The organism is Halobacteriovorax sp. JY17 (assembly GCF_002753895.1).
GTDB lineage: Bacteria > Bdellovibrionota > Bacteriovoracia > Bacteriovoracales > Bacteriovoracaceae > Halobacteriovorax.
In genome coordinates this window covers 656,099-680,477 of record NZ_NJER01000001.1, presented here as the reverse complement: position 1 = coordinate 680,477, position 24,379 = coordinate 656,099, and the positions used below count along the sequence as shown (strand labels likewise).

22 protein-coding genes are annotated in these 24,379 nt (G+C 37.6%); 12 read left to right on the top strand and 10 right to left on the bottom strand.

The features are described from left to right. Nucleotides 1–61: 61 nt before the first annotated feature. The 3 genes from ptsP to ptsG are packed head-to-tail and all read right to left on the bottom strand — an operon-like array spanning nucleotide 62 to nucleotide 3,916. Nucleotides 62–1,759, bottom strand: a complete 1,698-nt coding sequence (gene ptsP / locus CES88_RS03075) for a phosphoenolpyruvate--protein phosphotransferase (RefSeq protein WP_290730785.1) — start codon at nucleotides 1,757–1,759, stop codon at nucleotides 62–64. 2 nt (nucleotides 1,760–1,761) lie between these two features. Further along, a complete protein-coding gene (locus tag CES88_RS03070; protein WP_290730783.1) occupies nucleotides 1,762–2,016 on the bottom strand; it encodes an HPr family phosphocarrier protein in 255 nt (84 codons plus the stop codon). Nucleotides 2,017–2,029: 13 nt separating this feature from the next. After that, complete coding sequence (gene ptsG, locus CES88_RS03065; protein ID WP_290730780.1) at nucleotides 2,030–3,916, bottom strand: PTS glucose transporter subunit IIBC; 1,887 nt, start codon at nucleotides 3,914–3,916, stop codon at nucleotides 2,030–2,032. Nucleotides 3,917–4,045: 129 nt separating this feature from the next. Here ptsG and CES88_RS03060 point away from each other — a divergent pair, with 129 nt between their 5' ends. Continuing rightward, nucleotides 4,046–5,389, top strand: a complete 1,344-nt coding sequence (locus CES88_RS03060) for a glycoside hydrolase family 15 protein (protein WP_290730778.1) — start codon at nucleotides 4,046–4,048, stop codon at nucleotides 5,387–5,389. Between the two features lie 33 nt (nucleotides 5,390–5,422). Here CES88_RS03060 and CES88_RS03055 read toward each other — a convergent pair whose 3' ends face one another. After that, nucleotides 5,423–6,517 carry a hypothetical protein gene (locus tag CES88_RS03055; RefSeq protein WP_290730776.1) on the bottom strand — a complete coding sequence of 365 codons (1,095 nt, stop codon included), beginning with the start codon at nucleotides 6,515–6,517 and terminating at the stop codon, nucleotides 5,423–5,425. 119 nt (nucleotides 6,518–6,636) lie between these two features. On the opposite strand from CES88_RS03055, the gene CES88_RS03050 reads away from it, so the two are divergent. Both CES88_RS03050 and CES88_RS03045 read left to right on the top strand, forming a co-directional pair. Then, nucleotides 6,637–6,939 (top strand): hypothetical protein, encoded by a 303-nt coding sequence (locus CES88_RS03050; protein ID WP_290730773.1) that lies wholly within the window; start codon nucleotides 6,637–6,639, stop codon nucleotides 6,937–6,939. Nucleotides 6,940–6,981: 42 nt separating this feature from the next. Beyond that, nucleotides 6,982–7,110, top strand: coding sequence for a hypothetical protein (locus CES88_RS03045; RefSeq protein ID WP_290730770.1), 129 nt, complete (start codon nucleotides 6,982–6,984; stop codon nucleotides 7,108–7,110). Between the two features lie 31 nt (nucleotides 7,111–7,141). Here the strand turns inward: CES88_RS03045 and CES88_RS03040 are convergent, their stop codons facing one another. After that, nucleotides 7,142–7,783: a tRNA-uridine aminocarboxypropyltransferase gene (locus CES88_RS03040; RefSeq protein ID WP_290730767.1), complete on the bottom strand. Its 642-nt coding sequence runs from the start codon at nucleotides 7,781–7,783 to the stop codon at nucleotides 7,142–7,144. 82 nt (nucleotides 7,784–7,865) lie between these two features. On the opposite strand from CES88_RS03040, the gene CES88_RS03035 reads away from it, so the two are divergent. Beyond that, nucleotides 7,866–8,243 carry a DoxX family protein gene (locus CES88_RS03035; protein ID WP_290730764.1) on the top strand — a complete coding sequence of 126 codons (378 nt, stop codon included), beginning with the start codon at nucleotides 7,866–7,868 and terminating at the stop codon, nucleotides 8,241–8,243. 33 nt (nucleotides 8,244–8,276) lie between these two features. On the opposite strand, the gene CES88_RS03030 is transcribed toward CES88_RS03035, so the two are convergent. Then, nucleotides 8,277–10,286, bottom strand: coding sequence for a hypothetical protein (locus CES88_RS03030; RefSeq protein ID WP_290730761.1), 2,010 nt, complete (start codon nucleotides 10,284–10,286; stop codon nucleotides 8,277–8,279). 161 nt (nucleotides 10,287–10,447) lie between these two features. Here CES88_RS03030 and CES88_RS03025 point away from each other — a divergent pair, with 161 nt between their 5' ends. The 3 genes from CES88_RS03025 (at nucleotide 10,448) to CES88_RS03015 (ending at nucleotide 15,664) form a co-directional block, all read left to right on the top strand. Beyond that, complete coding sequence (locus CES88_RS03025; RefSeq protein WP_290730758.1) at nucleotides 10,448–11,680, top strand: hypothetical protein; 1,233 nt, start codon at nucleotides 10,448–10,450, stop codon at nucleotides 11,678–11,680. A gap of 124 nt (nucleotides 11,681–11,804) precedes the next feature. Further along, nucleotides 11,805–13,796, top strand: coding sequence for a hypothetical protein (locus tag CES88_RS03020; protein ID WP_290730755.1), 1,992 nt, complete (start codon nucleotides 11,805–11,807; stop codon nucleotides 13,794–13,796). Between the two features lie 110 nt (nucleotides 13,797–13,906). Beyond that, nucleotides 13,907–15,664, top strand: coding sequence for an acyl-CoA dehydrogenase family protein (locus CES88_RS03015; protein ID WP_290730753.1), 1,758 nt, complete (start codon nucleotides 13,907–13,909; stop codon nucleotides 15,662–15,664). A 37-nt stretch (nucleotides 15,665–15,701) separates the two neighbouring features. Here CES88_RS03015 and CES88_RS03010 read toward each other — a convergent pair whose 3' ends face one another. Both CES88_RS03010 and CES88_RS03005 read right to left on the bottom strand, forming a co-directional pair. After that, nucleotides 15,702–16,322: a hypothetical protein gene (locus CES88_RS03010; RefSeq protein ID WP_290730750.1), complete on the bottom strand. Its 621-nt coding sequence runs from the start codon at nucleotides 16,320–16,322 to the stop codon at nucleotides 15,702–15,704. A gap of 67 nt (nucleotides 16,323–16,389) precedes the next feature. Continuing rightward, nucleotides 16,390–17,097 (bottom strand): hypothetical protein, encoded by a 708-nt coding sequence (locus tag CES88_RS03005; RefSeq protein WP_290730747.1) that lies wholly within the window; start codon nucleotides 17,095–17,097, stop codon nucleotides 16,390–16,392. 314 nt (nucleotides 17,098–17,411) lie between these two features. On the opposite strand from CES88_RS03005, the gene CES88_RS03000 reads away from it, so the two are divergent. From CES88_RS03000 to CES88_RS02990, 3 genes are all read left to right on the top strand, one after another. Continuing rightward, nucleotides 17,412–17,963, top strand: a complete 552-nt coding sequence (locus CES88_RS03000) for an MnmC family methyltransferase (protein ID WP_290730744.1) — start codon at nucleotides 17,412–17,414, stop codon at nucleotides 17,961–17,963. 70 nt (nucleotides 17,964–18,033) lie between these two features. After that, nucleotides 18,034–19,392 carry a hypothetical protein gene (locus CES88_RS02995; RefSeq protein ID WP_290730742.1) on the top strand — a complete coding sequence of 453 codons (1,359 nt, stop codon included), beginning with the start codon at nucleotides 18,034–18,036 and terminating at the stop codon, nucleotides 19,390–19,392. Beyond that, on the top strand, nucleotides 19,389–20,339 hold the full coding sequence (locus CES88_RS02990; protein ID WP_290730739.1) for a nitronate monooxygenase: 951 nt from the start codon (nucleotides 19,389–19,391) through the stop codon (nucleotides 20,337–20,339). Before CES88_RS02995 ends, CES88_RS02990 begins: the two co-directional genes overlap by 4 nt. Here CES88_RS02990 and CES88_RS02985 read toward each other — a convergent pair. Then, complete coding sequence (locus tag CES88_RS02985; protein ID WP_290730736.1) at nucleotides 20,329–21,018, bottom strand: transporter substrate-binding domain-containing protein; 690 nt, start codon at nucleotides 21,016–21,018, stop codon at nucleotides 20,329–20,331. The genes CES88_RS02990 and CES88_RS02985 overlap by 11 nt on opposite strands. Before the next feature lie 148 nt (nucleotides 21,019–21,166). Between CES88_RS02985 and CES88_RS02980 the strand changes: the two genes are divergently transcribed. Next, nucleotides 21,167–21,928: a site-specific DNA-methyltransferase gene (locus CES88_RS02980; RefSeq protein WP_290730734.1), complete on the top strand. Its 762-nt coding sequence runs from the start codon at nucleotides 21,167–21,169 to the stop codon at nucleotides 21,926–21,928. An 11-nt stretch (nucleotides 21,929–21,939) separates the two neighbouring features. Here CES88_RS02980 and htpX read toward each other — a convergent pair whose 3' ends face one another. Continuing rightward, nucleotides 21,940–22,830, bottom strand: a complete 891-nt coding sequence (htpX, locus tag CES88_RS02975; protein ID WP_290730731.1) for a protease HtpX — start codon at nucleotides 22,828–22,830, stop codon at nucleotides 21,940–21,942. Nucleotides 22,831–23,009: 179 nt separating this feature from the next. On the opposite strand from htpX, the gene CES88_RS02970 reads away from it, so the two are divergent. Beyond that, nucleotides 23,010–24,311, top strand: coding sequence for a cyclic nucleotide-gated ion channel (locus tag CES88_RS02970; protein WP_290730730.1), 1,302 nt, complete (start codon nucleotides 23,010–23,012; stop codon nucleotides 24,309–24,311). Nucleotides 24,312–24,379: the final 68 nt, after the last annotated feature.

The window sequence follows — 24,379 nt, the reverse complement described above, 5'->3', positions numbered from 1 at the left end:
AATCTGAGAAATAGATGATGATTTTAGTAATATTTACATAGACTGTTAGAAATATTACAGCTTAGTGACTTGGTAACTCACTTAAAAGACGAAGAATTCCTTCTCTATCCGCTTGCTCTAAAATTGAAGGAATAAGACCTTCGCTTTCGGCTTTGCTTGATTCAATAATATTCTTTCGAACAGAAGTAACACTTCCTGAAGTCACACTAAAAGATGTGAGACCTAAACCTACAAGAAGCTCTGTTAGAGCAAGCTCAGAGGCCATGGAACCACACATTCCAACTTCAATTCCACTTGCTTTCGCTCCGTCGATAGTCATCTTTATAAGCCTAATCACTGAAGGGTCAAAGTAAGAATAGAGGTCAGCAATCTTATCGTTCATGCGATCTACAGCAACAGTATATTGAATAAGATCGTTGGTTCCGATACTGAAGAAGTCTACTTCCTCCGCAAGCTTATCCGCCATAATCGCAGCTGCCGGAATCTCAATCATTATTCCTACGGGAATTCTTTCATTAAAAGGGATACCTTTCTCACTTAGTTCAAGCTTACATTCTTCAATAATTTCCTTTGCCCTTCTTATTTCACCGCAAGTTGCAATCATTGGTAACATAATTTTTAAATGACCAAAAGCAGATGCTCTAAGAATTGCTCGCAGCTGATCTTTGAAGAGGTCTACTCTATCAAGGCAAATTCTAATCGCTCTATAGCCAAGAAAGGGATTATCTTCTTTTTCAAGATTGAGATAACTCACCTCTTTGTCACCGCCAATATCCAAAGTTCTAATTGTAACTGGTCGATCAACCATGACTTCTGCAATTTGCTTATAGAAGTTAAATTGCTTCTCTTCACTTGGTGCAGAGTTCGTCTCCATAAAGAGAAATTCTGTTCTAAGTAGACCAACCCCTTCAGCGCCAGCATCTCGAACAGCTTTAGCATCTTCAACGGATGAGATATTTCCAAAAACTTTAAGGGCGACACCATCAGAAGTAATTGTTGGCTTCTCTTTGTAGTTATTAAGAATAAGTTGTAACTCTTTCTCTCTTTCAATTTCACTATCCCACTTAGAAATAATTTCGGAAGAAGGATCAATATGAAAACTTCCAGAGAGACCATCCATAGCAATTGATTGGGCATTAGTAAGAGAGCTTAAAAGATCTCTTACTCCTACTATTGCTGGAACCTGAATCGTCCTTGCGATAATTGCCGTATGAGAAGTTACGCCACCAAGTTCTGTAATAAACCCTTTTACAAATTCTTTATTAATCTGCGAGGTCTGAGAAGGTGTTAAGTCCTTGGCGACAAGAATCACTTCTTCTGTTAAATCTTTTAGGTTTGCAAATGGGCGCCCTAAAATAACGGAGAGAAAACGGGCCGTAATATCTTTAATATCTAGGGCTCGCTCTTTAAAGTAATCATCTTCTAGTGCTTCGAATTGGGCCATGTATTTTAGACCTGCTGATTTAACAGCAAAGGCCAGAGAGTATTTTTCTTTTTGAATAAACTTAATGATCTCTTTCTTAAAGCTTGGATCGGCCGCAAGCATAGTATGAGCTTCAAAAATTTCTCTTTGCTCTTTTAGAGTTGAAACACTTGAAATCTCTTCTAATGCTTTAACAACTTCTGAAGTGACTTCCTCTAGTTTTGAAATATCTTTATCAACATCAGTTGACTTTGATTCACTAACAGAATCAAGGAGGTCTTCTAAAACTAGAATTTTTCCATAGGCAAAGCCTGGAGAGGCACTTCTTCCGATCATACTTAAACTTCTGTAAGAAAGTTTGTGATCGACGCTAGGGCAGCGTCTTGGTCTGTCCCTTCAATTGAAATATTTAGAGTTTCCCCAGTACTTACTCCAAGAGACATAATGCTCATAATTGATTTGGCATCGACTTCTTCGTCATTATATTTTAGAGTGATTTCACTTTCAAAAGTACTTGCTAATTTTACAAATTCAGCAGCAGGTCTTGCGTGTAATCCATGTTCTTTTTTTACTGTAATATCTTTGTTAATCATCTTAATTCCTCTTTTAGAAATCTATTATATTAGATTGTCCTTCGACAACTGAACCTAGAGTATTAATCTTAAGATCTTCAACTCTATTTGTAAAAATAATTGGAGTCATAATAGAAGGAGAGTTCTCCCTTACAAAGTTGAGGTCAACTTCTAATAAGAGATCGCCGCTTTTGAATCGATCACCTTTCTGTACTTTAGAAGTGAATCCCTCACCTTTTAATTTCACAGTATCAATTCCAAAGTGAATAAGAACTTCTCTACCTTCACCGTCTTTCAGACCTATAGCGTGATTGGTTTTAAAGAGAGTGACTACTTCTCCATCAAATGGAGCGATGATTCTTCCGCTCTTTGGATTAATCGCAAATCCCTTCCCCATTAAGCCTTCGCTAAAAACTTTGTCTGGAACATCACATAGCTCCTTTACTTCTCCTGCAATTGGAGAAATGAAGGAGCTTGTTGGTTGTGTGTTGGGTGTCTTGATAACTTGTTCCATTTCGGATTTTATTATATCTGATTGTGTTCCAAAAATTGCTTGTACATTCTCGCCTATGAAGATTACTCCAGTTGCACCAAGATCTACGAGTTTTTCTTTATTCACCTTACTTATATCACTTACTTTTACTCTAAGCCTCGTAATACAAGCGTCGAGAGTTTGAATATTTGCGACCCCACCAAAGCCTTCGATTATCTTCGCTGCCCTATCTGTAGCGTTAAGAACTTCACTTTCTTCTGTAGATTTATCTTCTCTTCCTGGAGTGAGAATATTAAGTTTTTGAATCACCACTCTAAAAACTGTGTAATAAATTAGAGCAGTAATTGGCCCTAGGATAAGAACAAGCCACGGCTTTGTATCCATGTGATAGTAGAGAACATAGTCAATAAGTCCATGAGAGAAAGTAAAGCCAAGCTTTGCTCCCATCATATTCATCACGAGAAAACATGTTCCCGCCATAAGAGCGTGAAGCCCATAAAGAAGAGGCGCCACAAAGAGAAAGGCAAATTCAATAGGCTCGGTAATCCCTGTTAGAAAAGAAGTGAAGGCCGCAGAAATCATAAGACTTCCAACGAGCTTCTTATTCTCAAGTTTTGCTGTATGCCACATGGCAATTGCAGCGGCAGGTAGGCCAAACATCTTAAAGAGGTAACCACCACCAAGGAAACCGGCAGTAGGGTCGCCTGCAAAGAATCTATTAACATCACCGTTAAAAACTTTTCCAACTGCATTGGTAAATTCTCCAGCTTCAAAGAAGAATGGAACGTTCCAGATATGGTGAAGCCCAAAAGGAATTAGCATTCTCTCTACCAAACCATAGAGAAAGACCATCGCGTTTGGATTTTCATTAACTGCGTAGTGTGATGTATATTTAATTACTCCTTGAATTGGAGGCCAGATGACACTTAGAATTAGCGCCACTGCAATCATAGCGAACGCCGTAACAATTGGAACAAATCTCTTTCCACTAAAGAAACCTAAATAGTCTGGAAGTTTAATTCTATAAAACCGCTTAAACATCACCGCCGCAACAAAACCACTTATGATCCCACCAAAGACTCCTGTCTCGATGGACTTTATCCCCATAATTTCTTTGGTTGGTACGCCGTTTATCTCAGCGATGACACCCATTGTTCCCAGCAGGACAACAAAACCAACGGTGGCCGCAATACAAGCAACACCATCATTGTCCGTAAGACCTATGACCACGCCAAGAGCGAAGATGAGTGGAAGATTTCCAAAAATTGCTCCACCGGCCTGGGCCATAACCATTGAGACTTCACTAGGTAGCCAAGAAAGTCCCGAACTTCCTATCCCCAGCAAGAGACCTGCTACAGGAAGAACTGACACTGGCAACATAAGTGCTTTACCAATCTTTTGCAGTGTCCCAAAAAAATGTGAAATCATATACTTCCTTTTTCCAAATCACAAATTGTGAAAAATAATGGAGTTTGATGGCCAAAACGTGAAAGAAATTGATACTCTGAATGCAAATAAAAATCAATTATTATTTTCTTCTATTAAAAGGAAACCTAAATGAGAATTCTTGTTTTATTGATCGCAGTCTTACAACTTAGTTTTACTTATGCTGGGAACGTTGACTCTTTGACTAAGAGACTCTTTGCCAACATTTCTCCAGACGGAACAACTAGAGGTGCTGTTGTAGCTTCTCCCTCTAAAGAAAATCCAAACTACTTCTATCACTGGATTAGAGATGCGGCGCTCGTGATGAATGTTGTAAATGATCTCTACTTAAGAGAACTCGACCCAATTCAAAAGAATAATCTAAAAGAGATGATGCTTGATTTTGCTATTTTCTCTAAAGACAATCAACAAACTCACACTCTATCGGGTCTCGGAGAGCCAAAGTACTACGTTGATGGAAGTGGATACTTTGAGCCGTGGGGAAGACCACAAAACGATGGGCCGGCGCTCAGGGCAATTACTCTCATAAACTTTGCTAATGATCTATTGGCAAATGGTGAAGAGTCCCTTGTTCGAGAACTTCTTTATAGTGCAGACTTTAGTGATCAATCTGTAATTAAAACAGACTTAGAATATGTTTCTCATCATTGGAGAGAAGCTTCATTTGATTACTGGGAAGAAGTTCAAGGGCAACACTTCTCAACTTCTCTAGCTCAGAGGAGATCACTTCTCATGGGCGCTGATCTTGCGATTAGACTTGGTGATCCTCTGGCAGCGAAGTGGTATAAAGAGCAGGCTAAATTAATAGAAGGTTCAATTAACGCTCACTGGGATAATTCAAAGAATTATATTGTTCACTCAAGAAATATCTATCACCACAGAAGTGGACTTGATATCGCCACAATCCTTGGTGTTCTTCACTCAGCAGGAAATGATGACTTCTACAGTGTGACAAGTGATAGAGTTCTTGCAACAAGTACTCACTTAAAGAATTCATTTAAAGAAATTTATAAAATTAATCACAACTCAAACCTTGGTGTGGCGATTGGAAGATACCCTGAAGATACTTACGACGGGCTAAGAACAGATTCTCTTGGAAACCCTTGGTTTCTAGCGACTCTTGCTTATGCTGAGTACTATCAGAAGGTAAAGAGATCTTTCACTCAGCAGAAGTCTTTAAATATTAACGAGACTAATAAAGCTTTCTTTGCAGAATTACTTGGTGAGAAAAGTATTTCTAAGTTAAAGAAAATTTCTCTAAAATCAACTGCAGGAAAAAACCTCATAAAGGCCCTGGATTCTCAGATTGACGGTTTCTATAAGAGAGTGAATTATCACTCAAGTAGAAGTGGAAGTATTGCTGAGCAGATGAATAGAGATAATGGTTATATGCAAGGAGCGAGAGATCTTACGTGGAGTTATGCTGCGTATTTAAGCGCTCTTCTTTCAAAGTAATTAAATTTCTAGCAGGCGATGGTCTATCGTCTGCTAGTCTATAACTTCCGCTAAAACAGAAATTCCCTTACTTTCAAAAACCGCGCGAGCCTCTGGAGTGACTCCTCGAAGAAATGCAACCGTAGGAAAGAACTCATTTTCAACGCCTAGAAAGTGAAGAATCTCGATAGTCTCCAATTGCTGGTCAAGAATAGTTTTCTTATGCCCATTTCCTTCTGAAGCGTCTCTCATTCCTATTGGATTCTTATAATTCTTTACTTCAACTAGAGAGTACTTATTATTCTTCTTTATAACGAGATCAAATTCCTTCGTCTCCAAGAAGACCTTCCCTCTCTTTAAAATTTCTTCGTTGCTCATATTCTCACTGACCTTGAAAATATGAGGATACTTTTCTTTATAGCTTTCAATGTTTTGAAGTGTGACCTCAGCAATTTTCTCTTCTAATTTACTAGAGAAGAGATCGTTAATGGCCTGGGCCTTAGGATCAAGAAGCTCACGCCTCGCGAGATAAACTCCTTGCGCCTGTAGATTTTCAAGTCTTAAAAGAACATCGAGCTCTCCAAGGTGCCCCTTATAATTTGTCCAACCAAGAGAGTTGAAAATCTGTGCAGAGTCTTCCGTTCTAGCATCGTAGGTTTGCTTCATGAGCGCCGTAAACTCTGCATTAGATTTATAGGCTGCAACTTTTTGAAGTTTACTTGGAGCGAGCTCAATTTCCGCGGCACTTAATTCAAGGTAGAAGTCTAATCTCTCGTCTATTCCTTTAGCACTTCTAATATGGCCTGCTAAATCTTCCGAGGCCCTCTCAAAGAAATTTAAGACTTCTAGATTAGTAGGCTTTCTATCAGGGTGTTCGACCGAGAACCTTTTCACAAAATTATCAATGGAAGGTCTCTTTAAAAGCATGTCACTTCTAAAATTTTCAAAATTTGGAATCTTATTACCAAGCGAGCTTGCCCCTGTAATTATAGGTCCGCTCTTAGTTGGATTGGCACTCATGAAATTATTAATTGTATCTCGACAATTTCTAGTATCGTGTACGGAAGCCAGCTCTCTCTGGCTAGAAGTTAGAGCTGTACACCCTGAGACGATTAGAAGCGAAAGAGTGAGATAAAAGACTTTTTTCATTAGACCTACTTAATTATTTTTTCATAAACTTATCGGCTAACTAATAGAAGATATGAAGACTTCTCTCTCTTTAACTAAAAATAAGCACCCTTTTTAGAAAACTGGACTATAATATTCAGATGAAGTGGTTATTTATCCTCCAATTCACCCTATTCTCCTTATTTTCAATTGCTGAAATTGGGCAAGATCACGGATCTAAAAATATTATTTATCTAGAACAAGTTGAGATTAGCTCTCCGCTTTCTACTAATAAACCAATCAAGCCTGCTAGTGATTATTCATTAAAGTATATTAATCTAAGTACGAAATTCAATATAAGGCTTAAGCAGAAGTCCTTCACTTTTTCTAATTTTAATTCTCATCTTTATAAAATTAACCCAAGTACGAAACTCGCTAGAAGCCCACCTACTCCACTTAGTTAAATTAAAAGCATTCAACATTTAATTAATTAAGTAGGAGTACTTATGGAAAACGAAGAAAAGAAAGTTGTTACTGAAACTGAAGGATCGAACTTTGGTCTTTACTGTATTTTATTTTTTAGCTTTGCAGTATTTGTAGCAATGCTAGTAACAGCTTATATTGATCATAATTAAGCGATAAAAGAAGTGGGCCAAAGAGCTTGGTCTACTTCTTTTTTAGAATATTTTCCAATTGAGCAAGAGTGACAATTCCCTTTCTAGAATGATACATCCGATCTGTGATGACTTGAAAAACCTCTAATAAATCTCTTTCCAATTCTCTTCCTTCGCAAATTCCAAGAGCAATGGCTATGGCCTCATAAGTGCATACTGCCCCGGGAGCCGGAGACGTCCTTAGACGATAATTAGAAGTTATATTAGTAGGAAGTTTCACTGATTGCATCTTGGAAAGGGCGCTCTCTCTTCGCTTAAATTTCTTAGCCTGCTGCCAAGACCCATCAGGAACAACTAAGAGTGGAGGTCTATCTAGAGAATTAATAAAATCACTTGTTAGCTCTACTGAATCCTCATCCGGAAAAAGATAGAGAGGTGTGTAATTAGAATCCTCTATATGAGTCTCTATATCTAGCGGTCTATCTATTAAGCCGCGAACAAGAATTTCACAATCACTTAACATCTTCTCAGCAAAGTACGCAGTATTAGTCGTAAGTGTCATCTCAGCTTTGTGCATGACAATTCTTACTGGAGTCTCATGGTCTCTCTTTATTAATATATTACAAAAGCAAAGAGGAGGAGAAATCCTGCAATTTGCACACCTCTTGTCTCTATTTGAAAATCTCGAGCTCATGATTTAGTTACTACTTGTAAATGTTTTATTTTCTATTACCATATTAAATATAATCATTTAAATCAAAAATAAAGGGCTTACTATGAAACTAAATTTAGGATTATTAATACTTAGACTATTTGCAGGACTTACTATGTTAATTAGTCACGGATGGCCAAAATTATCAAATTTTAGCGCAATGTCTACAAAATTTCCTGATGTCATCGGACTTGGCTCACAGGTAAGTTTATCGCTAGCAGTCTTTAGCGAAGTCTTTTGCTCAATTGCCTTAGTCATAGGTCTTCTTACTAGATGGGTCTCAATCCCTCTTTTAATCACTATGGCAGTCGCCTTCTTTATAGTCCATGGAAGTGATCCATTTAATAGTAAAGAGCTGGCCTTCATGTATATGGGAGTCTATGCCACTTTAATCTGTACAGGTTCAGGTGATTTTTCTATTGATAGATTTATTAAGAAGTAATTCTTCTATGGGGAGAGCAATCTCCCCTCATTTCTAGTCTACTTTCTCATACACTTCTAGACCTTTATTGAAATTTAAGATCTGTTTAAAATAAATATTTCGCATAGGTGTTGCTGTCGCCTTCGTGATCTCACTCGATTTCCCCATGTAAATATAGTGAATATAATTGAATCTATTCTCTTCATTTATTCCAGGGTGAAACTTTTCCTTTGCTTTCAATTCAGCTAAGGCCTCAGCAAGAAATCCCATTGTGGCAACTGCGGCCATCTTAGGTTGTTCTAGATTATCTTTTGTCGTTCCGTATTTCTTCGCGATTTTCTTAGGCACTGTTTTTATTTGTGTTGGACCTCGAGAATTGCTAGAAGTGTTTGTTCCATTACCTTTTGCAATAGCTACTAACCATGGAAGGGCCTCTTTAATATGATACTTCTTTGATTTCCCAAACTGAGATTCGTTACCTAGTATTCCAAAAGCAAGCTTGGATAATTCGTTGTACTCATGATCTGTTAGGCCATAGAGCTTTGTAATTTCGCCTTTTCTCTTATCAATCTCTCCCATAAATTCAATGGCGGTCTTAGTTTGATAATCTTTCTTCTTAATGACTGATTTAATACTAGTTACACTTGTATCTCTCTTAGAGAAATTAAACGGCAAGTAATCACTTTTCTTACCCTTTGTTGTAAAATGAATTTTTCCACCTTTAATTTTAAAGTGATGATCTTTAGACTCCGAAAGAATGTAGAAGTTTGTGCTGACCTTAAGTCCTGGAAGATCTACTCCCTCGTAAGGTCTAATATTTCCGCGGTCATCTTGTAAATAGAGAACCCCATTCTTATAACTATGAACAAAGTAATTTCCGGCACCACCTAATTGACCTTCATCTCCAAGCTTTCCTTCGAGATTTAGTCTAACTTTCTTAATGAGCCGTCCACTCTTATCAAAGTATTCAAGAGTCATAGTTTCTTTATTCATAATAAGATAATTTTCACTATCAGCATGTTCATGAAAAGCTTTGATCTTTTCTTTATCAGATAAGATGTTGAGACGATCTTCTAATTTTTCAATATCTTCTCTATTAATCCAATAGCTATCATGGATACGAATATCCGCAACTGACTTATAATCTAATTTAGGGGGGATTAAGCTAAGTGGAATTTCTTTTCTATATTCACTAGCTGAAGGTAGTTTTAATAAACTAAATTGAAATTTTCCCTTCTCAGAATAAATAGAATCTTCCAGAGAGTTTATTTTACTTTTCTTTAACTCTCCAGTTAAATCCATCACTGCTTGAGAAAATAAAACTTGGCTTAAATCATTTGTATAAGCGCAGGCTCCACCAAAGAGTCCGCCTTCAAAACATTCTGACCCCAATTCAATCACTAACTCTCTATGAAGATCAAGCATTGTTCTATCAATGTCTTTTTTTAGCTCATCAATTTTCTTTTTTATCTCACTATCAGTAAGAGACCTCTTACCTGCATAGGCTCCAGTGAAGTTTGCCAGCCTAGAGGAGATATTTGTTAAATTTGCACTTGCGCTAGTTTCTCCAAATTGATCCGAGGCCTTATCACTTACATAACTCATGAACCAAGTAATGGCCGCATCTCTTTCATTTAAACCTAGCTCTGGCTCAATGTCTTTTGCTAGTAAAATAAATGCACTTACATCTTCATTATAAAACCGAGTTGATCTCTTCCAGTAATTTGCTGAGCGCATAGAATCAATAACCGACTCTAAATCTTTCTCATAACCGTAATCCTTGTACATTTGATCAATATATTTTAATTTTGGATCATTTGGATCAAATGACTTACTGAGCTTCTTAATTTCGTCTTCAAGTGAAGGCCTAGCATCAGCGATGCTCGCTCTCGCAAGTTTTAGCATTGTGAGCTGATACTGCTTACCAAGAATATTGGATTGATCCTTAGCGATAGCATCTTGAAAGAACTCAATGGCCTGGTCTTCGCAAATAGAATAGTCAGATTCTGCAGCACTTAAGTTTAAGCTTAGTGCTAGAAGAATTATGAATTTTATTATTCTCACATCTCTCTCCACTCTTCTTTACGGCAATCCCGATCAAAATAATTAACTATTTCTCATTTTTTCTATGTAAAGACAGATAGTTAGTTTAGTTTCTACGGCTTCGCGCAATGACGTAACAAGAAACTTTATCTAGATTTCCCTCTCATCACGCGGGAGTTTAAATGCACACACATAAAATACTTTTGGCCTTACTACTTTCTTTTTCTACTCTAGGTGCTGTCTGGCATGCAGATAATGCTTGGGATAATAACTACGAAGAAATGTATTCAAAATGGATGACATCAAAAGAAGTTCACGCAAAACTCTTCGTGGATCCCGCTTCAAAATACTATGGACTTCGCGCTGATTGTGCAGATGCAGCTTACGCGCTTAGAGCAATCTTTAGTTTTGAAAACTCTCTTCCCTTTGCTATCAGCAATCCATCAGGAGGAAGATCAAATAATTATCTATCTAACTCAGTAACGGCCTTTGATAGAATTAGTAATCCACACAAGAGGGTCGTCGCCTTTCTTAACAACTTAGGGGAAAGTGTTGGAACAGAAAACCTTTCTAGACTAGACACATATCCTGTTAAACTAGCTAGTATTCGTCCTTCAACTCTTTTTACTTATAAAATCAAAGGTCGATTTGGAAAAGTTATTCGTCATGCTTACACAATTAAAAATATTCAAACGACGGGAAGTTTTGATTTAATCTACTCGACACAAGCAATAAAGAAAGAAAATCTCCCTATGAACTATAGAGAGGGTAAGGAATTAGTAAATCTTCCACAAACGGTTTGGGGATTTAGGAGATTTAAGTCACCAGAGTATCTTGGAACTCAAAACTCTGCACTCCCTGAATTTCTTAGTTATAGTGAAGAGCAATTTTCATTAGCAAAGAAGCTTGGACAGAATGAATTCTTTACTTATGTAAAGAGCCTCTTAAAGACGGAGAACGAAACTCCAAATAAATTGATCGCTAGAGTCTTAAAGAATATTTGCCAAGAAGCATCTCAAAGAATTGGTAATGTAAACCAAGGCGTTGCTTATAATAATTCTAGAAATGGTCGCTGCATGGATTACACGGATTACGATATCTACTCTACTCCTGCTAGAGATAAGGCGCTTAAAGGCGCTTACGAGTCCCTCGCTTATAATTGGCAGAAAATAGGCAGCCAAGTTTCTGATAATCAATTGGCCTTAATTGTTGAGAGTATTGTTAAATCAACTTACTTAGACGAAGAGCTAGTCCTAGAGTATTGCCCTATAAGAGTCGAAGGCCTTGCCACTTATAATTTAGCAGAGCTGTGGAGAAGAATTAGAAATGGTAACCTTTCTTCTCATCCAAATGATTCACTTGGTGCTCGCTGGGGAGAGGCAGGAGTTCGCACATCTTGTAAGGTTTGGTACTAATTATTGGCACTTTATCTCGTCAATAAATAACACTTAAGGGGTCTAATCTATTGATAATATGACCCCTTTTCTTTTTCCATCTAAAAGACTCAAGTTTAAGACCTAAATAGGCGATAATATTAATATGAATAAGTTATTTCTAACCTTCATATTAACTCTGACTCCCCTAGTTCATTCTGCCGCTAATGAAGCGCAGCCTATTGAACAGAAAGCTCCTGAGTATCAAAATTACGAAAAATCAAATGATCAAAGCGATCAACTTGCAAAGCTCTTAGAAATACCTGAAGTGAAGGCCATATACGATCAATGTAGCCAATTAAAATCTGAAGGACAAACCTTTGAACTTTCAGAGTGTCTTTGGAATGGTCGTCCAAGCGATGGCATCGAGGGAGTTTCCACTAAAGACTCAATTAGAGATAAAATTTCTTCTAAACTCAATGAAGTGGATCAAGGTAAAGCTAAGAAGTATGAATCGGTAAATGTTCTTCCTTTAGCAAAGAAAGTTTCTGAGTCTCAAAAGAAACTTGAAGAATATTATTACAAGAATATGAAAGAGAAAATTTTTGGCGATGCCCCAGATGGAAAGAATGCCGATGGGACTTATCAGATTGTTGACCATTCAAAATTTAATACTATCTATCAAAATCAATTAACAAATAATGTTCTTACGGCCATTAGTTCTTTCTGTATTGAAGCAGAGATGAAAAAAGGAGACGGAGGGAGCTTCCCTCTTCTTTCCAGTAAGCTTTCAAAGAGAAATGATACAAGGAAGGAAAATGTCAAAATGCTCTCGCAACAACAAGTCGAAATCAAATACCAGGAACAAGGTCAAGAAAAGTCCAAAAATGTTGTTGGAGTGATTGAACAATCTAATAATTGGCAGCTCTGCTTTGTGAACGCTCAATATGTTTGCCATGGTGGAAAGAAAACATGGACGGATGATAACGGCAATAAACAATCTACAACAGCGAAGGACTCTCTAGGGGTTCAAGAGAGCTGTACTCAAACTGATACAAAGAAAAAGGAAGCTTGCAAAGCTCTTCAGGATGACTTCAAGTACACTAAGACCCGAGCCTGTGAACTTACAAATTATTTAAAGGTAGCAAAACAAAACCTAAAAGCAGTTGAAATAATCTCCAAAGGATATAATGAGTTATCCAAGACCGGAGGAATGCAAGTTGTCGCTACGGGCGAAAAACTTAATCCAAATGAAAACTTAATTAAGAGTGTAAGTATTGGAGACAAAGTTGATGAGATTACAGCAGTCACATCAAATGAATTTATCAATGAAGCCAAGTTCTCTGAAGGTGTAAATAGCGATATTGCAGAACTAGAGTCCTGTATAATGAAAGATCCTGAAACAGGCGACTATTCACTGGCCCCTGATGCAGCAGAGAGTTGTAAGAAGTATTTAAATACTAATACTGAAGAAGTTGAAACGATTAAAACGGAGTACGCCCTAAGACTTAGAGGTCTTGCAGAAAAGGTAAAGGAAATTGATGCGACGTCTGAAGACACTAAAGGACTTGAAGGATTCTTAAAAGATCAAGGTTATAAAGACGAAGAGATTGGTCAAACCATTGAAGCCAATACAGATATAAAAGCATTGAAAGCACAGATTATTGCAAGATACGAGAATGAAAAACTAGAACTCATCAAAGCAATGAATGCAAGAATGGAGAGTAAATCTTCTTCTAAAGAGGGAGTTATCGATACTACAGTAGGCAGTAAAGATATGGACAAGCTCATCATCATTCACCAGGAGCTCTCTTCAAAAACAGAGCAATATGCACAGTTAATCCACTTTAATAACGTCGTCTCTGGTTTTCTGGAAGTAAAGCCTGATGGAAATAATGATGCAGAAGGTGTTATGAATACGGCCTCTATTCAAAGAGAAATTGCCAATAGTGCCTTTAGTGAAAAGAATATCGAAAGTAGTGAGTCCGACTTTGCTCAAGGCTATATTAACCAAGAAAAAGGTCTTACTGCAGCACTCGAAGAGAATAATATAGATCTTAACCAGAAGAAAGATAAGTCACAATCTGAGGGTGCAACTCTTGGGGTTGATAAGATTAATACCGAAATACTTAATTACGATGTTGATTCCAACGAGTAAGTTAATCCACTAAATTAAAATCATTCAACAAATGTTTAACTACCCTACTTGGAAACTCCAATAATTTGGAGTAATATTTTCTTTTAGCCCCCGTAATAAAAGGATTTAGAATGAATTACTATAGTGATGAAAAAGACTGGCAATGGCTCTTTCGTAACGGGATTGATTGGGACAAAATTATTCCTCTGTACTACAAAAGTTTTCCTACAGAAGAAGGTTTCAATTCAAAAAAAGAAGTCGTTGATTTTTTCGAAGAAATTTTACAGAACACAGGAGAATGGACAGGTAACGCTGTCACAGAACGTGCCGCTCTTCTCGATAAAGAAGGCGCAGGGAAAGTTGTTGACGGTAGAACGATTCCTAGTGAATCCCTACAAGCACTCTACAACGAGGCCATTGAACTCGATTCAATCGGACTTCCATTTCCTACGGAACTAGGAGGACTAGGCGCTCCTTCGGCCATCACGTTAATGTTACTCGCTCAACTCTCTAGGGCCTGTCTTGCAAGTTCAACTCAAATGGCCTTCTTCACTTCCATTGGCGAGATGATTCATAGATTCTGTGACGAAGAAACCGCCCACAGACTCGTTCCTATGATTGCAAGAGGTGAGATTTCAGGTTCAATGTGCCTAACTGAGCCTGGTTGTGGCTCCGACTTAGGAATGATCAAGACTTCTGCAACTCCAACAGACGATGGAAAATACCTCTTAAATGGAGCAAAGATATTTATTACTAATGGTGGCGGTGGTCTTGGATTTGTCCTAGCAAGAATTAAAGACGACAAGGAAGGACTTGAGGGAATTTCCATGTTCCTCTGTGAACAAGTTTTAGAGGGGCAAGAGAAGTTAAATTATATTGTGGCCAAGAATGAAGACAAGATGGGAATGCATGGATCATTTACAACAGAAGTGGTCTATGAAAACTCGGTAGCTACTCTTGTTGGAGAAGCAGGCAAAGGCTTTAAGTATATGCTTCATCTTATGAATGAAGCGAGAATTGCCGTAGGAATGCAGGCCCTTGGAACGATTGAAGGCTCTCTTGGCTACGCCATAAATTACGCAAAAGAGAGAGAGCAATTTGGAAAGCCTCTTACAGAACTTCCTCTTATGAAGAGAAATCTAGAAGACTTTACTACAGAGAGAGATGCCATACGAGCTCTCCTTGTTGATACAATCTCTCACTATGATATTTTCCAGAGATTAGATCTAAAAAAAACAAAGACCGGAGATCTAACAAAAGAAGAGGAAGTTCTCTTTAAAGAAGCTTCCCTATGGACCAGAAAGAGAACTCCACTAGTTAAGTACTACGCCTGTGAACAAGCAACTCTTCTTACTCAGAGATCTATTCAAATTCTTGGCGGATATGGATTTATGGAAGAGTATCCAGTGGAAAGATTTCATAGAGATAGTTTTGGACCTCTTCTCTACGAAGGAACTTCTCAAATTCAGGCCCTCATGGCCCTAAAAGATATTATGAAGTACGCCATGAAAGATCCAAAGAGATTCTTTAGTAACGTCCTCTTTAAACATCCTAGTAAAGAACTTTTAAATGGTTCCAACTCTTGGGAAAAGTCATTTAGCTCATCACACTATAAATTTAAGAAGAATATGGTGAAGCTACTTATGAAATGCCTAAGACCTGAAATAGGTGAACTCTTTAATCCAAAGGCTTGGGCCAGTGACGAAAATGTTTCAGAGCTTATGGAGCATGCTGAAACTCTCTGCCAAGCTCTAAGTTACATGGAAACCGCAAGAGTTCTCTGTGAGCACGCAAATATTGATGAGGAAAGAAAGGATTTATTCTTTAGATACCAGAAACTTATTCTGCCAAGGCTTGAAGGAATTTACACTGATTGGTCAATTAGATAGAAGAAAATTAGGGGAGAAACTCTCTCCCCTTTTCTTATTACCGAATAGGATTTGAACAAGAGTCTATCGCCTTATCCATTGCATGCTTTGATGTATACGATCTAGAAAGACTTCTATAAGAAATCTCTAAACAATCCATTGAGTTCCTTGGTAGGAGTACAATCTTTTCAAGAGACTTATCAATAGCAAATCTTGAAGTATAATTTTCTTTATAAACCGTAAAAATAAACTCCAGCTCTTCGCTCTTACCTCTATAGTTATTTCCCTCAGTTGAATCAATCGCTTTATCTAAAGCAAATCTCTCAGTATATGATTCTAAGTAAATCTCAAAGACAAATTTAACAAGGCTTGTATCAGTAATTCTCTTACAAGCTTCTTGGGCCTTTTTAAGAGCAGTGGAACCTGCATATGTTCTCTCATAAATATCTAAAGTGAACTCAAGACAACTAGTAGTGCCTCCTCTATTTCTGAGTCTATCCACGATGTTCTTTAGATCTTCTTGCACAAGCCTTAACTCTTCGTTTGAAACTTCAGAATCACCTACAATAACTCCTACTCTCTCAGAAAGCCTTGCGATATTAGTAATCAACTGTCCTCTAGAATTTGCTTGAATTGTTACTGAAAATAAAAATAAGAAAATCAATACTACGTTTTTCATAAACTCTCTCCCGTTATAGTAGAACTATTACAAGAAAATTTGTTAACGTAAAGGTAATGTAAGGATATTAAAGAATTGAGATGAGCTTTTGAGTAAAAATATATTCTGATTTGTTTTCACAACCCTCTTTCTGATTAATTTCTTTCGCAGTCCCTAATAAGGTACTATCTTTTGTAGATGTCACAATATCATAACTCACGGCTCTATAAACTTTGTAGCCGCTAACTTGCTGTTGGTCATTTGAGTTGATTTCTGCAAATTTCAGCGTCAGTCTATCAACGTTGGTATCTACTTTTGAAAAATGAGTATAAATCCTATCAGAGCCTTTGCTGTAAAATTCCAAAGGGGTATCTCCCGTAAAAATAGAGGGACAAACAGAAGAGAGAGGTCCATGAGCTTCCGTTATTACATCTTTGAAATAAAAAGCTGTCTCTAGTGAATCAAAAACTATTGGATTAGACATAAGGGTCGAGGAGATTTTCGTTTCGATATCCAAATCCATAGAATCTCCATTACATCCCAAGTTATTGACCTGAAATGTAGCCTTCCTTCCAATTACTGGAGCTGTATGCCAATAGCTACGCTTTGAACGAAGAGCGTTACAGATCCTAAGAGCGATAGCTTGAGAGTTTATATCAAGGGATTTAATATCTGAGCTAAATTCTTCCCCGATACTGGCCAAACTTCTAGATTTTCCACTATGATTCTGCCCACAGCTCGCTGTTAGCAAAAGAAGAAGAAAAGTAAAGATAGTAGATCTCTTAAAATAAATCATCACTATCTTATCGGATAAAAACTCTCAGAGTTTACAGAATTTATAAAAAATAGAGTTTAGCAGAGGTTAGAAATATAAGTACTGGAAAAAACGACACATTCACTGGTTCACTAGGCAAGTATTCAAGTGTACTCACTCAAGATAATACCATTACCCTCCACAGTGAGTTCTTCAATGAAAATTGCCATTCCACCTCTGGAGCTGTTGCTGAGACAGACTTTAATTATATAGAAGGTTGTGAAATCGTCCAGAAAGTAAGCTCCAATGATTTAACAACTATCTTTGAAGTAGGTTATGGCCTAGGAATTGGGGCAATGAGAACTTTTGATCAGGTCACTCACCTTACAGGTAAAACTCACTTTATAAGCTGTGAGCTAGATGAAGGACTAGTTGTCTGGACAATTGAAAAGAGCACACACCTATTGCTTCAGAGCTTAAAGAAAACTACCTCTGAAAATTTAACTCTCTATCGAGCGGAAGTAGGAAATTTTAAGCTTACAATTATAATTGGAGATATTAGAAAGACCTTGCCCTCTTTCAGAGAGAGTAACCTCTTTGGAAAATTCAACGCTATCTACCAAGACGCTTTCTCCCCTAAGAAGAACCCTACTCTTTGGACTACACAGTGGTTTGAAGACTTAAAACTTCATTCAGAGGACGATTGTATACTGAGCACTTATTCAGCAGCGATGCCAGTCAGAAAAGGACTCTTAAGTGCAGGTTGGAGAGTTTTTAAACGTGATGGTTATGGAGAGAAACGATCAACTACTCTGGCAAGATTAAACTGTGAAATGAATTCTGAATTCCTCACAAATATAAGAAACTCCCCTGAAAAGTCCCTCGATGATAAGTTATTGGAAAAGTAGTGCTTTTCTGTAGCAATAATTTTTAATCACTTGTAAAATATTAGATATATATACCTAACTAGGAGATAATGTGTCTCAAGTAATTCTCATTGAAGAAAATGAAAATTTAAGAGATCTTCTTGCAATCAATCTTAAAACTTATGTAGGAAGTGAAGTTATCCCAAGATCAACTGCTGCTGAGGCGATTGATCTGCTAAACATACTCCCTAATGTAGATTTAATTATTACGCAAGACAGAGTTGGCGACGAGAACACGGCGAGCATTCTACTCAACTACTTAAAAGAGAGTGATTCAGAAGTTTCAATGATCGTGAATGGTCCCTTTGATCACGTAGATGAGGAGAAACTCATCGTTATAAAAGAAGAGAAAGATTGGGAGACAATTATTAGTACTTCCGCGCAAGTTCTTGGCGTGAGCATAGAGTCTTTAGAAAAGAGAGTTCTTCCAGAGTTTATTCCTGTTGAAGTTCGCTATTTTCTTCCTCTGGACTCTTCTTGCTGTGATGTATTCATTAGAATAAAGAAGACTGCTACTGAATATCAATTTATCAAGAGAATTCACGCCGGCGATCATTATTCAAAGTCTCTCGTTGAAAAATATATTGAGCAAGGTCTAAGCTTCTTCTATATTCCCAAGGAGTTTCAAAATAATTTTACAAACTTTGTCTCCGATCATCTCTCTCAAAAACTAGATGAAAATAACTTCAAAAGTTTGGACAAGAAGATCGAAGTCATCGCCCAGAGTTATGAAATTGCTCTACAAGAAATTAAGAAACTTGGCTTTAATAGTGCCACTATTCAGCTTACAGATAGTATTGTTAAGAGCATGGTCTCCGCTTCAAAAGATTCCCCAGAAGTAAATCAAGTGCTTCATAAAGTTATCAACTCAAAGAGTGGCTACCTATATCAACACGGTCATATGACTTCGATTGTGGCCAATGAAATAGCAAAGAATTTAGGTATAGACCAAGAGCTTATTACTCAAAGACTTGCCTACGCTAGTTTCTTTAAAGACATTTCCTTTGTAGACAATGAGGACTTAGCAAAGATTTCAACCTTTGAAGAACTAGAGTCTAGCTCCCTAAATGAAGAGGATTGGGACCTAGTTTTTAATCACGCTCTTGACGGTGCCTTACTGATTAGAAAGCATCCTGAAGCTCCAATTGATGTTGATACAATTATCAAAAACCACCACGGTACAACTAATGGAAAAGGCTTTTCTACTAATAGTATGAACAAACTTCCTCAGGAATCTAAGATTTTCATTATTGCCTGTGAATTTGTTCGAGAGCTACTGGACTTTAAAGAGCGAGGAGGAAAGCCTCACCCTATTGTTGATGAACTCTACAAGACATACTCCAGTCCTGAAATGGTCAAGATTATTAAGGCCCTTGAAAAAACACTGAGAAGTAAAGTCGAGAAGAAATGAGCAACTCTCCCTTTAAAAATAAAATTGTAACGGATCTCTTCAATATCCAATTTCCAATTATTCAAGCTGGAATGGTCTGGGTCTCAGGAGCAAAGCTTGCGGCCGCTGCCGCGAACGCTGGTTGTCTTGGAATTATTGGAGCTGGGAGCATGCGCCCTGACTTATTAAGAGAACATTTAAAAAAAGCTAAATCACTTACTGATAAGCCTCTTGCTGTAAATATTCCTCTTCTTTATAAATACGCAGAAGAGCATATTAATACCTCTCTAGAAAATGGAATAAGAATATTTTTCACAAGTGCCGGAAGCCCAAAGAAATATACTCAACTCTTAAAAGAAAAAGGATGCACCGTTGTTCACGTTACAAGCTCTCCAGAACTCGCCATAAAGTGCGAGCAGGCCGGAGTGGATGCTATTGTAGCGGAAGGTTTTGAGGCCGGAGGACACAATGGCAGAGACGAAATAACAACGATGAGCCTTATTCCTCAAGTTGTTCAAGCTGTCACTATTCCTGTCATAGCAGCAGGAGGCATAGCAAGCGGACAGTCTATCTTAGCGGCAATGGCCCTAGGGGCTGACGGCGTTCAGATCGGCTCGAGATTTGCTTGTACACAAGAATCTTCTGCACATTTAAATTTTAAAAATGCAATCATCGCGGCCAAGTCTGGTGACACTTCCCTATCTATGAAAGAAGTTGTTCCTGTAAGACTTTTAAAAAATTCTTTCTATCAAAGTGTTTTAGAGCTTGAAAGAAAGTGCGCCGGAAAAGAAGCTCTAGTTAAATTGCTTGGTAAGGGAAGAGCAAAGCTTGGCATGTTAGATGGTGATATGAATGAAGGAGAATTAGAAATAGGACAAGTAAGCGCTCTAATTAAAGATATTCCTAGCGTTAGTGACCTCGTCGACACGCTCATTAGAGAGTATAGAGAAACCCTTTCTACTTTCTGAGCTTATATTTTTCAAGCGCCTTAAAGAGTTTGTCTTTATTGAATTTAATTTTCTTTGAAATTATACAATCGTATTTAAGCCTGTCTCTAAAATCAGTGACAGGATAGATTTTTCGAGTTTTTCCTATGTACTGACTTTCTATGATCTTCTTTGAACCATAGATTATTTCGCCTCGATCAAGCTCTAAGAAACGAAGAAGCTTCTCATGACTCTTAAGTTCATTTCTCCCGACCCTTTTTAGTAATTTTTCAATTCTAGGATGATAAGAGAAACCATTAATCGTCCCTACTTTTACTTTGATATCTTGAAGGTCTTTGATTTTCCTCAAATCTTCAGAAAAAGTATAGAGAAGGTTTTCATCAACAAAAATTCCACTATACCAATAAAAGTCTTCTGCGCCATCTATCCAATTCCTATTTGAATTACAATAAATATCAATAGTGCCACTTCTTACCAGATCTTCTAATCTCGTTCGCGGGGTATTAATCATTTTAAAACCTACTCCCATCTCCTTACCGACAAATTCTGCAAGCTCGTAGAGTAGGCCTCCAGTCGCATTACTTTCTTTATCAGTTAAAATATAGGGAGAAGAATTGTGAACACCGTAGCCAAAGTTGATCACGGTAGCACTTGCAGAGAAGTTTATTAACAATATCGAAAGAATAATTAAATAATTCATAGAATATAATTCTAGCATTAAATGCAATATCGCTAAACATAAACAAATATTACCTACTTACAAATAGTTAAGTAAACACACCTTTTCAGATAAGTATTAATTCCAAACTCTGTGACAGCATATTTAAAACTTTGCTATAAGAATCTCTATGACAAATTTTTTAGAAATAGAACAACATAGGCATATCAATGGTGACTCCACTATCGGGAGTAATTACGATAAAGTAATGAAAGGCGAGAAAGCAAAAATGCTCTACGCTGACCCACCATACTGCTTACTAGTTAGAAGAAATAAGAAAACTGGGGCCTTAAGAGATCCAAAGACTGCTAAAATTAATCATGAAGCCGTTACCAGATACGAGAATGTTAAATCCTATAAATTCTTTACAGAGAAATGGATGGGAGAAGCGGTTAAGCATATTAGTGATGATGGGATTCTTGTCATCTGGACAAATTACCTCGGAATAAAGCCAATCAAAGATACAGCTCTAAAGCTTGGTTTTGATCATTTCTATGGGGAGTTTTTATGGGGAAAATTAGCGAAGGAAACTAATAGTGGAAATGAGACTAATGTTCGCCTCTATGAGGTGGCCCTCGTATTTTCAAAAGTTCCTCCAAAGAAATTAGAACAAAGCGACCTACCAATTCAGTGGTCGATTATAACGAAGTACGACGAAGAAGGTGAGGCCTCAAAGTGGGAAAATCACCCCAACCATAAACCCTACTCTTGCCTTGAACCCTTGATTAGAAACTTTACACTACCAGGGGATAGAATACTGGACCCATTCACTGGAAGTGGATCAACTCCTGCTGCGACAATTCAACTTGGACGATTTATTTCTGGTATTGAACTTAGGGAAAATTGGGCCAGTATTTCTCAAAAGAGAATTGCGGAGCTAGTAAAGAACTAGCTCCGAATAAATTAGAAATTACCTTGCTGGAGAGCTTTAATTCTCACTTCTAATGGAGGGTGAGATCTAAAGAGGAAAGCAAGATTAGTCTTACTAGAAATTTTCATACTAGCAAAGGCCTTATCACTCTCTTCTGTATCCGCCATTTCAATAGTTCTCTGTAGGGCCTGAAGAGCTGCAATCATTTTCTGCTTTCCAGCTAGCTGAGCGCCACCGGCGTCTGCTCTAAACTCTCTCCATCTAGAGAACCATGCAACAATTGGAGCCGCTGCAATACCAAAAACAATATCTAAGACAATTGTCACCGCAATTCTGGCAATGAAACCAAGCCCTCCGCGACCTTCTTCGTCTCTCATGGCATTATCAATTGCAAAGGCCACAATACGAGAAAAGAACATAACAAAGGCGTTCACAACACCCTGAACAAGGGACATTGTAATCATATCACCATTGGCCACGTGAGCGATCTCATGACCTAATACACCTTCAAGCTCATCTTGGTTTAATTGACGTAGAAGTCCTGTAGAAACAGCGACAAGGGCATTATTGCGACTAGGCCCCGTCGCAAAGGCATTTACTTCAGGACTATCGTAGATACCCACTTCAGGCATTTTTGATATATTCGCTTTCTTTGCAAGTCTATGAACAGTTCTTACGAGTTCTGCGTGTGGACCATTTTCCTCAACTATTTTTACGCCCATAGACATCTTTGCCATGAACTTTGAGATCATTAATGAGATAAATGAGCCTACAGAACCCCAAATCAGACAGAAAATAAGTAGAGACTGATAGTTGAGTCCCGAGCCCTGTAAGTATGGTTGAACGTTGAAAACACTAAGAATTATATTAACCATGAAAATGACTAATAAGTTAGTGATAATAAATAGACCGACTCTTAACATGAATTCCTCTCTTAAAGTTTTGTACCTACATTTTGAGGTTTATTTGACAGTTGTCAAGATACCCGTGTACGAGTTTGCGATAACTTGACAATTGAGCTGAGTAAAGAAGAAAACGCTAAAGAAAACGAAGATTTTGCCGATGAAGCTTAAGTAGAATAACCTCTAATTATAAGAAGAGAATGATCCACTTGCATAAATCTAAATTGACTTCAAATGAATTAATCTGGAATGGATTAATCTTTGTCGCTGTTTTCTTAACGGCCCTTGAAGCCCCTTTTAGTTTTACCTACAGGACAAATATTCAAACTTGGCAATTGTGGTCAGATTCGATTATATCCCTCATTTTTATTACCGATGTAATTTATCAAATTAGAGAAAGATATTTTAAGACTCAAAGAGCAAGTAAAGCTGTTAAGAGTAGTGGCACTGTATGGTGGTCAATGATTGCGATTGATATTATGGCCTCTATTCCATACGACGTTCTAACCTATAGTTTCGATTTACACGGCTATCAATTCTTTGGACTATTAAGACTGCTAAGACTTGTAAGAGTTGCTAGACTCTATGCTCTCATGAGCAACCTTGCTTTAGTTCCAAAGTTTTTAAGAGTCTCAATACTTTCTTGTGTATCGATAATGGTTATTCACTGGATCGCTTGCGGTTGGTCAATGATTCATCCAGAACAACTAAAAGACGTTACTACTCACTATATTAAATCACTCTACTGGGCCGTTACAACTCTAACGACAATTGGTTACGGGGACATTACTCCAACGACAACTCTCGGTAGACTTTATACAATGCCGATAATGATTCTTGGTGTTGGTGTTTACGGTTTTGTAATTGCAAATGTCACTCGCCTCTTTACTACTGCCGATAGATATAAAGAGAAGTCCAAAGAAAGACTTGGAGATGTGGCCACCTTTATGAAGTACTACAACATCCCAGAGAGACTTCAGGGACAAGTTTTTGGTTATTATAATCACCTTCTAAATAAACGCCTTACAGAAAATGATACGACTATTATCGCCGATCTTCCGCTAGCTCTACAACATGAGCTTCAAACATACATGAATATGAGACTGATTAGAACTGTTCCTGTTTTTAAAAATTGTTCTCATGCTTGTCTAAAAGATGTTGCCAGTGCTTTAGAGCAAAAGTCTTACTCTCCAGGACAAAATATAATTAGAATTGGAGAATTAGGAAAAGAAATGTTCATGATTGGTCACGGTACAGTTGATGTCATTTTCAATGATGGAACAGTTGTGGCGACTCTTCACGAGGGACAAATTTTTGGAGAAGCCGCTCTTCTTAGAGAAACAACTAGAAATGCTGACGTTCGAGCACAGAATTACTGTGATCTCTACATTCTAAATAAAGAAGATTTTACAGAAATTATCAAAAAACATCCTGATCTACTCGAAAATATGGAACGAGTCACCACAAGAAGATCTTCCGACAGACGCAGTAAAGCCGCGTAACTAAAAATCTAACACATTATGACTAACAAATTATCACTTTAAACGGTACAATAACACTGCGTTTTAAA